The 10,735-nt window shown below is 65.1% G+C and carries 11 protein-coding genes; all 11 read right to left on the bottom strand.

Annotated features, from left to right (window positions below):
* Positions 1-465: pyridoxine 5'-phosphate synthase (locus H0W38_RS08100; protein ID WP_292452745.1), on the bottom strand; the 465-nt coding region annotated here is incomplete at its 3' end.
* A 12-nt stretch (positions 466-477) separates the two neighbouring features.
* The gene (recO, locus tag H0W38_RS08095; protein WP_292452743.1) at positions 478-1,254 is read right to left on the bottom strand and encodes a DNA repair protein RecO; all 777 of its coding nucleotides are present in this window, start codon (positions 1,252-1,254) and stop codon (positions 478-480) included.
* 66 nt (positions 1,255-1,320) lie between these two features.
* On the bottom strand, positions 1,321-2,256 hold the full coding sequence (gene era / locus H0W38_RS08090; RefSeq protein ID WP_292452742.1) for a GTPase Era: 936 nt from the start codon (positions 2,254-2,256) through the stop codon (positions 1,321-1,323).
* Entirely contained in the window at positions 2,253-2,933 is a 681-nt protein-coding gene (rnc, locus tag H0W38_RS08085) for a ribonuclease III (RefSeq protein WP_292452740.1), read from the bottom strand. Before rnc ends, era begins: the two co-directional genes overlap by 4 nt.
* Before the next feature lie 70 nt (positions 2,934-3,003).
* Entirely contained in the window at positions 3,004-3,315 is a 312-nt protein-coding gene (locus H0W38_RS08080; RefSeq protein WP_292452738.1) for a DUF4845 domain-containing protein, read from the bottom strand.
* 107 nt (positions 3,316-3,422) lie between these two features.
* Entirely contained in the window at positions 3,423-4,391 is a 969-nt protein-coding gene (gene lepB / locus H0W38_RS08075; protein WP_292452737.1) for a signal peptidase I, read from the bottom strand.
* A gap of 7 nt (positions 4,392-4,398) precedes the next feature.
* Positions 4,399-6,213 (bottom strand): translation elongation factor 4, encoded by a 1,815-nt coding sequence (gene lepA, locus H0W38_RS08070; protein WP_292452746.1) that lies wholly within the window; start codon positions 6,211-6,213, stop codon positions 4,399-4,401.
* A gap of 512 nt (positions 6,214-6,725) precedes the next feature.
* Positions 6,726-8,195, bottom strand: a complete 1,470-nt coding sequence (locus tag H0W38_RS08065) for a Do family serine endopeptidase (protein ID WP_292452735.1) — start codon at positions 8,193-8,195, stop codon at positions 6,726-6,728.
* 134 nt (positions 8,196-8,329) lie between these two features.
* Positions 8,330-9,391 (bottom strand): MucB/RseB C-terminal domain-containing protein, encoded by a 1,062-nt coding sequence (locus H0W38_RS08060; protein WP_292452733.1) that lies wholly within the window; start codon positions 9,389-9,391, stop codon positions 8,330-8,332.
* A gap of 2 nt (positions 9,392-9,393) precedes the next feature.
* Positions 9,394-10,062, bottom strand: coding sequence for a sigma-E factor negative regulatory protein (locus H0W38_RS08055; RefSeq protein WP_292452732.1), 669 nt, complete (start codon positions 10,060-10,062; stop codon positions 9,394-9,396).
* Positions 10,063-10,086: 24 nt separating this feature from the next.
* The gene (gene rpoE, locus H0W38_RS08050) at positions 10,087-10,701 is read right to left on the bottom strand and encodes an RNA polymerase sigma factor RpoE (RefSeq protein WP_292452730.1); all 615 of its coding nucleotides are present in this window, start codon (positions 10,699-10,701) and stop codon (positions 10,087-10,089) included.
* Positions 10,702-10,735 lie beyond the last annotated feature (34 nt).

Raw genomic sequence — 10,735 nt, 5'->3', positions numbered from 1 at the left:
GAACAGGCTCACGCGCGCGCCCAGCGCGCGCGCTTCGTCGATGAAGGGGCGCAGCGGCTCCGCGTCGGTGGGCAGGTTCCAGCCGTGGTCGGAGGTCGCCTGCTCCGCGCTGTCGGGCACGAAGGTCACCTGCTGCACCGGCAAGCCCTTGCCCTTCAACTCGCGCAGCAGGTCCATCAGGTTGTGGAAAGGGTTGCCTTCGATGTTGAACTCGGCCTGCGGCCAGTCGCTGCGCAGCATCGCCGCAAGGTCGTGCACGTCATGGGCGCGAATGTGCCGCTCGTCCGGCCGCGGGTGCACGGTGATGCCGCCGGCGCCGGCTTCGAGCACCACGGATGCTGCGCGCGTCACGCTGGGAATCGTCAGGGTGCGCTGGTTGCGCAGCAGCGCGACCTTGTTCAGATTGACCGACAGCGCCGTGGCGCCGCGGTGGCCGTCGAGGCCGGTGGAAATCAGCGGGTTCATGGCGGCGATCGTTCAGGTCTCGAGGTTCTGCAGTTCCATCATCAACTGCCGCGTGCGCAATGCGGAGCTGCCGAGATGATAGTGAAGCAGCTGGCGCAGCATGGGCTTGAGTTCCGAGAGCGCCGGCAGGCAGGCGCGCTGAATGTCGGCGAGATCCTTGCCGTCGAGCGATCGCTGCAGCGCACGCCAGCGCGGGGCGTCGATGCCCGGCTCGCCGGGCGCAACGGCGACGATGCCGCTTTCGGGCCGCAGCGCAAGCAGTGCGGTCGGTGGCAGCGGCTGCTGCGTGAGCGTGACGATGTCCAGCGTCGGCAGCAGGCCGATTTCGCGCAGCAGCACCAGTTCGAACGCGCGCAGCGCCGCCTCGACGTGAAGGTCCTCGCCGAGCGCCAGAGCCGGCAAGGTCTGTGAGTAGGCGTCGAACAGAACGGGAAACGGATCGTGGCGCGCAAGCAGCTTCATCAGCAACTCGTTCAAGTAAAAGCCGGTCATCAGCGCCGCACCACCCAGCATGGCCGGGCCACCGGCCCACTCAGCCGTCCTGAGCGGCTGCACCTCGGTGTCGGACGGGGCCTCGCCGCGCACGCGGCGCACGCCGTAGTTGACGTTGAGGCGCTGGAACGGCAGCAGCACGGAGCGCAACTGCGAGTAAGGCCGCTTCGCACCCTTCGCGGCGACGACGACGCGCCCCTGTTCGCGGGTGAACAGATCGAGGATCAGGCTGGTTTCGCTCCAGTCGTAGCGGTGCAGCAGGTAGGCCGGGTGCAGTTGGGGCGAATGCCGGGGCATGGCAGGAGCGGTGAAGGATGAACAACGGAGAACTTGCGCGCGCCATAGCGCGTGTTCATCCGATCATCATTCGTAACCGTAGCTTTTGAGCCGCGCTGCATCGTCGGCCCAGCCGGAGCGGACCTTCACCCAGAGTTCGAGAAAGACCTTGCCATCGAACAGCCGCTCGAGCTCGACGCGCGCCTCGGTGCCGATGCGCTTGAGCCGGTCGCCCTTCTCGCCGATGACGATGCCCTTGTGGCTATCGCGCTCCACCACGATGGTTGCGGCGATGCGGCGCAAGGCGCCCTCCTCCTTGAATTGGTCGATAACGACGGTGGAGGTGTAGGGCAACTCGTCGCCGGTCAGGCGGAACAGTTTCTCGCGGATGATCTCGCTGGCCATGAAGCGCTCGCTGCGGTCGGTGAGCGTGCCCTCTTCGTAGTACCAGGGCTGCTCGGGCAGGTAAGGCTGCACCACGCCGAACAGTCGGCGCGCGTCTTTCTCGTCGGTGGCCGCCAGTGGGACGAACTGGCTGAACGGATGGCGCTCCTGCATGCTCTTGAGCCACGGCGCGAGTTCGGCGCGGCGGTGCACGAGGTCGAGCTTGTTGGCGACCAGGATCGTCGGCTTGCCCGGAGGCACCAGCGCCAGCACCTTGGCATCGTCCAGTCCGAAGCGGCCGGCCTCGACGACGAACAGCACCACGTCTACGTCACCCAGCACCGACTGCACGGTCTTGTTGAGGTTGCGATTGAGCGCACCGGCACCCTTGACGGTGTGCCGCGTCTGGAAACCCGGCGTGTCGACAAAGACGAACTGCGTGTCGCCCTCGGTGTGAACCGCCGTGATGCGGTGGCGCGTGGTCTGCGCCTTGCGCGAGGTGATGCTGACTTTTTGCCCGATAAGCCCATTGAGCAAGGTCGACTTGCCGACGTTGGGGCGGCCGACGATGGCCACCAGGCCGCAACGCTGCGTCGCAACGACAGGCTCCGGTATCGCGGGGGGAATCGGTTCTGTCATTCGCTGGGCAGCTCGCTGCGTTCCAGTGTAGCGAGCGCGCTGCGCGCGGCCTCCTGCTCGGCGGCACGGCGCGATCGGCCCTCGCCCCGCGCCTCCAACCCGCTGGCCGGCACGCTGCAAACGACCACGAACAACTGCTCGTGTTGGCGTCCGCGAGTCTCCTCGATCCGATAGGTGGGCACCGGCAGGCGGCGCGCCTGCAGCCATTCCTGCAGCGCGGTCTTGGGATCGCGGCTCCAGCCCGGCGCTTCGGTACCCGTCACCAGGGGCATGAACAGCCGCTCGACCATGACGCGCGCCGCATCGAAACCGCCGTCCAGATAGACTGCGCCGATCAGCGCCTCCAGCGCATCGGCCAGGATCGAGGCGCGCTGCGCGCCGCCGCTGCGGGCTTCGCCATCGGAAAGACGCAGCAGGGACGGCAGGCCCAGCTCGAGCGCAAGACGGTGCAGCGTCTCTTCGCGGACGAGGTGAGCGCGCAAGCGGGTCAGATCGCCTTCCGCCGAGTTTTCGAAGAGCCGGTAAAGCAACCCGGAGACCGCACTTGTCAGCACCGCATCGCCGAGAAACTCCAGGCGCTCATTGTGGTGAGCACCCAAGCTCTTGTGGGTTAGCGCGCGCTCGAGCAGCGACGCGTCAATGAAGCGGTGCCCGAAACAGGTTTGTAGCGACTCCAAGGCAGGACTCGAGGCACTCACGGCAGAAACCGGAAAGCCACACGTATCGCTGCCGCGCCGCGGCCCGCCCTCACTGCGACTGACCGCGGTACTTGATAACCAAGTACACCGGCTCGACCAGCTCGATCTCCTTGTCGTAGCCGAAGCGGATCACGACGCGATCGTTTTCCTTGGTGATCTCCAGATCCTTCCCGCTGATAGAGGTGATCGAGTACTCGATGTCCTTCTGGCGCTCGAAGGCGGTACGGATCTCCGGCACCGTGCTTGCGCCCGACTGCACCAGCTTGTTGACGGCGCGCTGAATGGTGAAGTACTCGTTCAGTGTCGGCAGCACTTTAAGTGCGATCAAGCCGAGACAAGCGATCAGGATGGTCCAGAACAACAGACCGATTAGGGTGACTCCCCGCTGTCGACGGACCGCGGCTGCGGACGCCCTCCCCGCTGCAGACGCTGCACAGGCCATCGAAGTCCTCCTCTTGTTATGCCGGCTCAATGGAATGCGCCGATGCGTTCTAGGTTACCGAAATTCATCCACACGAAGAAAGCCTTGCCGACAATGTTCTTGTCCGATACGAAACCCCAGAAGCGCGAGTCCTGCGAATTGTCGCGGTTGTCGCCCATCATGAAGTAGTGTCCCGGCGGCACGGTGCAAACCACGCCCTCGGCGTTATAGCGGCAGTTGTCGCGGTGCTTTTGAAACTGCGGCATCGGGATCACGAAGCCCGGTCGGTCCTTGTCGGTCAGGATGCGGTGCTCCTTGCCGCCGAGCACCTCGATAGACTGTTGCGCGTAGCGCAGCGAATCCTCGTCGTAGAAGTCCGGCAGTGGCCGGGTCTCGACCGGCTGACCGTTGATCGACAGCTGCTTGTTCAGATAGGCGACCTCGTCGCCGGGCAACCCGATCACGCGCTTGATGTAGTCAATGCTGGGATCGACCGGGTAACGGAACACCATCACGTCGCCGCGCTTCGGATCGTTGTTGTCGACGATCTTCTTGTTGATCACCGGCAGCCGCACGCCGTAGTGGAATTTGTTGACGAGGATCAGGTCGCCGATGGCCAGCGTGGGGATCATGGAGCCCGACGGGATCTTGAACGGCTCGAACAGGAAGGAACGCAGCAGGAACACCGCCAGAATCACGGGGAACAGGCCCGCCGTCCAGTCGAGCCACCACGGTTGGGCCAGCACCTGCTCACGGGCGGCCGCCACGTTGCCATCGACCTGATTGATCCCCTGGCGCTGCAGTTCGCCGCGGCGCTGGGTATCGTGCGCCTCAATTGCCGAGGCCGCCGCGACCCGCTTGGGCATGAAGTGCAGGCGCTCCGCCAGCCAGTATCCGAATGTGGCGAGCGTCAGGATAAAAAGCAGCAAAGAGAAGTTGCCGCTCCAGGAGCCGATGTACCAGCCGCCCAGATAAAACGCGAGGGCGCCGTAAAGCAGCCCGGTCAATGCACTCATCGAGGTTTCAGTCGTCCACTTGGAGAATGGCAAGGAAGGCTTCCTGCGGCACTTCGACGGTGCCGATCTGCTTCATCCGCTTCTTGCCGGCCTTCTGCTTTTCGAGCAGTTTCTTCTTGCGGGTGATGTCACCGCCATAGCATTTTGCCAGCACGTTCTTGCGCAGCGCCTTGACGTTCTCTCGCGCGATGACGTTGGCGCCGATCGCCGCCTGGATCGCAACGTCGTACATCTGGCGCGAGATGACCTCGCGCATCTTGCTGACCACCGCGCGGCCGCGGAACTGGCTTTGCACGCGGTGCACGATGATGGACAGCGCATCGACGCGGTCGCCGTTGATGAGGATGTCGACCTTGACGACATCGGCGGCGCGATATTCCTTGAATTCGTAGTCCATCGACGCATAGCCGCGTGACACCGACTTCAGCTTGTCGAAGAAGTCCAGCACGATCTCGGCCAGCGGCATCTCGTAGGTCAGCATGACCTGGCGGCCGTGATAGGCCATGTTCATCTGCACGCCGCGCTTCAGATTGGCCAGCGTCATGACCGGGCCGACATAGTCCTGCGGCATGTACAGATGGACCGTGACGATCGGCTCACGGATCTCGGCGATCTTGCCCGGCTCGGGCATCTTCGACGGGTTCTCGATCTCGATCACCTCGCCTTCCAGCCCGCCGAGCTGCACCTGGTAGACCACGCTCGGCGCCGTGGTGATCAGCTCCTGATCGAACTCGCGCTCCAGCCGCTCCTGCACGATCTCCATGTGCAGCAGGCCCAGGAAGCCGCAGCGGAATCCGAAACCGAGCGCTTGGCTCACCTCGGGCTCGTAGCGCAGCGAGGAGTCGTTGAGCTTGAGCTTTTCGAGCGCGTCGCGCAGCGATTCGTACTCGCTGGCCTCGGTCGGGTAGAGACCGGCAAAGACCTGCGGCTGGATTTCCTTGAAACCGGGCAGCGGCTCGGTCGCTGGTCCGGCGTTGTTGGGCAGCTTTTTCTCGAGCGTCAGGGTGTCGCCGACCTTGGCCGCCTGCAGTTCCTTGATGCCCGCAATCAGGAAGCCGACCTCGCCGGCCTTCAACGCCTCCCGCGGCACCGACTTGGGCGTGAACACGCCAAGCTGCTCGAGCGGATATACCGTGTTGGTGGCCATCATGCGGATGCGGTCGCCCTTCTTCAGCGAACCATCGACCATGCGCACCAGCATCACGACGCCGACGTAATTGTCGAACCACGAGTCGATGATCATTGCGCGGGGTGCGGCCTCGGCGTGGCCGCGCGGCGCGGGCATGCGGGCGATCACCGCTTCGAGGATGTCTTCGATGCCCTCTCCGGTCTTGGCCGAGCAGGGGATGGCGTGTTCGGCGTCGATGCCGATCACGTCCTCGATCTCGGCCTTGGCGCTTTCCGGGTCGGCCTGCGGCAGGTCCATCTTGTTCAGGACTGGCACCACTTCGACGCCCAGATCGAGCGCGGTGTAGCAATTGGCGACCGTCTGTGCCTCCACGCCCTGGCTCGCATCGACGACCAGCAGCGCGCCTTCGCAGGCCGACAGCGATCGGCTCACTTCGTAGGAGAAATCGACGTGGCCCGGCGTGTCGATCAGGTTGAGCTGGTAGATCCGCCCATCGCGCGCCTTGTATGTCAGCGCCGCCGTCTGTGCTTTGATGGTGATGCCACGCTCGCGCTCGATGTCCATCGAGTCGAGCACCTGCGCCTCCATTTCCCGATCGCTCAGGCCGCCGCAGCGCTGGATGATCCGGTCAGCCAAGGTGCTCTTACCGTGATCGATGTGGGCAATGATCGAGAAGTTGCGAATGTGGTCCATCTGGCCCGTGTGCTTCGTTGGCGCCTCGAGCAAGAGCCGCGTGTGCGGTGCCCGCGGCATCGAGAGCTCTTCGCGAGCGCATGGAAGGCTCGAGAGGCCGTGGCGCGCATAAAAAAAAGGCACGTCAAACCGGTGACGCGCCTTCCAACAAAAAACGTATGGCAACTGCTTTGTTGGGACCCCATTGTAGCCAAATCGTCCCCTTCCAAAACCGCGTACCGGCTCGCTTTTGCGTCGTTGCAGCACACCAACAGGAAACATATCCACAGGTTATCAACAAACACATGTGAGTGTCCTATGGACGATTGACTTTCGGTTCTATCTTGCAGCGCACCCCCGTAAAGCATCCAAAAAAACCCTCGATTCCCGCAGCTGCTTGCGGGAATGAAGCAATGTTTCCGGACGGTTTTACTTGATCGCTCGACTCTGGGCAGACCCGGATGTCACATCGTGCAATGGCTAGCGCTGGGAGAACACCACGCCAGCACACCGCCGTGCCGGCGCGCGTTTTCTCACTTGACAGGACGGATCAGCGCGTACTGAGCCCATTCGCCGCGCCGAAAAAGCACGTTCACCGGTTTAGTCTTGTCGATTTTCGCCAGCACGGCCTCGAACTGCTTCACGTCGAAGACTTCCGCGTTCGCCACGGCAAGGATCACATCGCCTTCGCGCAAACCGGCGCGCTGTGCGGCACCGTCCACCGCCTCGACCCGCACACCGCCCTTGAGCTTGAGCTCTCGCTTGGCATCTTCGCCGAGATTTGCCAGCACTAGCCCCATCGCGCCCGCCACTGCGCTGGGCGCCGGGGTCGGCTTGCTTTCGGGAAGGGCGGCAACACGGCTGCTTTCGGGTTCGATCTCGGCCACCATGACCGTGAGGTCGCGAGCACTGCCCCGCCGCAGCACCTGCACCGCTGACCTGCTGCCCGGCTTGGTGCCGCCGACCATGCGGGGCAGGTCGCTCGACTTCTCCACACTCTTGCCGTCGAAGCCGGTGATGATGTCGCCGGCCTCGACGCCGCCCTTCTCGGCGGGCCCACCCACTTCGACCGACCGCACCAGCGCTCCGGCAGCGCGCCCGAGCCCGAGCGACTCGGCCACATCCTTCGTGACCTCGCCAATCTGCACGCCGATGCGGCCGCGCACGACGCGGCCGGTGGCACGCAGTTGGTCGGCAACACGGGTGGCCTCGTCCATGGGAATGGCGAACGAGACGCCCATGAAGCCGCCCGAACGGCTGAGGATCTGCGAGTTGATGCCGACCACCTCGCCGCGCAGGTTGATCAGCGGGCCGCCCGAGTTGCCCGGGTTGATGGCCACGTCGGTTTGGATGAAGGACACGAACTCGCCGGTGTCGCGCGCTTTCGCGCTAACGATGCCCGCTGTCACGGTGTTGTCCAGCCCGAACGGCGAACCGATCGCCATGACCCATTCGCCGACCTTGAGCTGGCTCACGTCGCCGATCCTCACGTAGGGCAAGGACTCGGCCTCGATCTTGACCACCGCCACGTCGGTGCGCCGATCGGCGCCGATGAGCTTGGCCTTGAATTCGCGCTTGTCGGTCAAGGTCACATAGACCTCGTCTGCGCCGGCCACCACGTGCGCATTGGTCATGACGAAGCCGTCATGCGTGAAGATGAAGCCGGAGCCGACGCCGCGCTGCTGCTCTTCCTCCGGCTGCTGCCCTTCGCGCGGCACGCCGCGCCGCGGCCCGGGCTGCTGCGGGCCAGGCATTTCACCGGGCGGCGTGCCGAAGAAGCGGCGGAAGAACTCCTGCATTTCCTCGTCCATCTCCGGCCGTGCGGCACCGCGCGCAGCACGGCGCTCGGTGGTCCGGATGTTCACCACAGCCGGGCCGACACGCTCGACCAGTTCGGTGAAGTCCGGCAGGCCGCTCACTGCAGGCGCCAGCACGGTGGGCGTAGGCTGCGCCTGCGCGGGCGGCAGCACCGTCGCGCCAAGAATCAGCAGGACGGCGATCATCCCTCCTGCACGTGCGCATATCCCGCCGCGAAGCCGTGGGCGGGCAATCAGGCTTGTGGTTCTCATCTTCACCTCGCGAACAAAGGAACGAACGACTCGGTGTGGGGAACCCTGCACCGCAAATCAGAAAACCATCAACGGCGCCGCTCGAGTCCGTCAGCAAACGCACGCAAGGTCACGGGCGGCACGTCGCCGATTACCGTGAGCCACCAGTCACCTTGCCGGCGCACCAGCGTCTGCGTGGCGCCCATCGCCATCAGCATCTCGCGGCGATGCAGGCCGGCGTCATAGGGTTCGATGAAAACCGAGACGTGGGTGAGGCCATCGGAGTAGATGCTTTGAAAGACTTGGGCAGAGTGCTCCGCTGCGTCGTCGGCACCTTCACTTTGCACCGCGGAGCGGGGCGCAGCAGGTGCCGTCATCGGCCGCTTGACGCTGCTGACGTGGCGAAAGCCAGGCGGCATCTGCTTGAACGCCCAGCCTTCGTCGGCCGGATCGGCGGCCTTCAGCACCGGCCGCCTCACATCGAAGCCTTCAAGCTGCTTCATCGCCCGCAGCACCCGCTCGGGCTGCGGCTTCACGCCGATCATCAGTTCGGAGAAGGCCGAGGCCTCGAGCACGACCTCGCGCGCGTCGAACACTTCCGCACGCAGCAACAGTCCGGAGCGTTTTTCCGCCCACAGCCGGTAGCCGAAACGCCAGCCGTCCTTGGGCCGCAGCAGCAGCACATGCGCTTCATGACCGGCAACACGGCCATCGCCCAGCGGCTCGACGTCGTAGTGTTCGACGATGCGCTCCGCGCTTGCGGTCAGGAGCGCGGGGAACTCGCGGATCGCCTGGCGGGTCTCGACCACCACGACCCGCTCGCGCGGCCAAAAGCTGTGCACCACCTCGTTGTGGCGATAGATCTGACGCTGCTGTCCGTCAAGCGACTCGATGCGCTCGAACTGGTTGTCGCCCCTGCAAAAATGCGCGATGCGCGCACTCGCCACCGAGCCGCCCGCGCTGACCACGAAGGTGCCTTGGTAATTGCGCTCGCCGGCTGCGTCGTGAATGCGAGCAAGCCAGTAGATGGCGTCGCGCGGCTGCTCGATTAAGTTGGCCTGTGCCTGCACGGACGGCGCCAGCAGGACCGCTCCGGCCAGCAGCAGCGCCGGCGCGGCGCGCAGACCCGTCGAGACCAAGCCGGCCAGCATGCTCAGCGCGAACCCGGTGCGGCGCTGGGACGCTCGAAGGTCGCACTTCGCAGGAAGCCCGAAGGCACCCCCAGCGCCGAGCTGCCCCCGAACTGCTTGTGCGCCGTGAGGTACTGGTCCAGGCGCGCATCGCGGATCAGTACGCCGCCGACGGACTCTTCTCGCTCGGGCGCCGTATCGACCACCGCGACGGGGCCGACCAGGCCAGGCACCCCCGGCACGGCGAGTGAAGGGGTAGCCTGCGCCAATTGAGGGCCGGCGGCGTCAGGCGCGATAGGCATGCGCGTGACCGTGAGCACGCCCGCCACCGCCACGAAGCCGGCCGCCACCGCAGCCGGCGTGGCCCAACGTCGCAGCAAGCCGCCGCCCGCCCGCGCCCGGCTCACCGTCGCCGTCTCCGCAAAGGGCCTGACGGTCGAAGGAGCCAACACGACCGGTTCTCGCTCGAGCTGCGAGCGCAGCCGCTGCAAGAAGGCGGCGTCATGGCCGCAAGCGGCCAAGTCGTCCGAACGCAGCACATCGCCGATCAGGTGGTAGGCATGCCAGCGTTCGCGCACGCCCGGTTCATCGCGCCACGCGACACTGAGCGATGCGGCCAGCGCAGCATCGGCTTGGCCGTCGGCCAGCGCTGAAAGCGCCTGCATCGACGACAGGTTATCGGCTTCTTTCATCGCACCACTCCATCAATCCGGCGCCTACCAGCGCTCGCCCGCGCGCGTGTCCAGCAACGGACGCAGCCGCTCGGCAATCGCCTCGCGGGCCCGAAAAATCCTCGAGCGCACCGTGCCGATCGGGCAGTTCATCACGGTGGCAATGTCCTCGTAGCTCAGGCCGTCGATCTCGCGCAGCGTGATCGCCTGGCGCAAGTCTTGCGACAGTGCTTCTATGGCGGAGTTCACTGCGGCGGCCACTTGCTTGGAAGCCAGCAACGCCTCAGGGGTTTCGCCGTCGGTTAGTTCGTTCTCGACGCGGGAAGTTTCGTCGCCGTCGTCATCGCGCCCGAAGCGCGCCGACTCCGTTACCAGCGGGTCGCGCTTGAGATCGACCAGCGCCTTCTTGGCGGTGTTGACGGCAATGCGGTAGAGCCAGGTGTAGAAAGCGCTTTCGCCGCGGAACTTCGGGATCGCCCGGTAGGCGCGAATGAAGGTTTCCTGGGCGATGTCCTGAACCAGATCGGTGTCGCGGACCATGCGCCCAATGAGGCGCTCGATGCGGCGCTGGTACTTGACCACCAACATCTCGAACGCCCGCACGTCGCCCAGTTTGACCCGCTCGATCAACAGGGCGTCGGCTTCGGTTTCGGGGGTCATGCTTCAGGCGCTCGGATCGGACGAAGCGGGCGAG

The sequence above is a fragment of the Methylibium sp. genome, assembly GCF_013817365.1.
In the GTDB taxonomy this organism is placed as follows: domain Bacteria; phylum Pseudomonadota; class Gammaproteobacteria; order Burkholderiales; family Burkholderiaceae_C; genus Methylibium.
The sequence above is the reverse complement of the archived record's forward strand: the minus strand, read 5'-3'. Positions and strand labels throughout refer to the sequence as shown.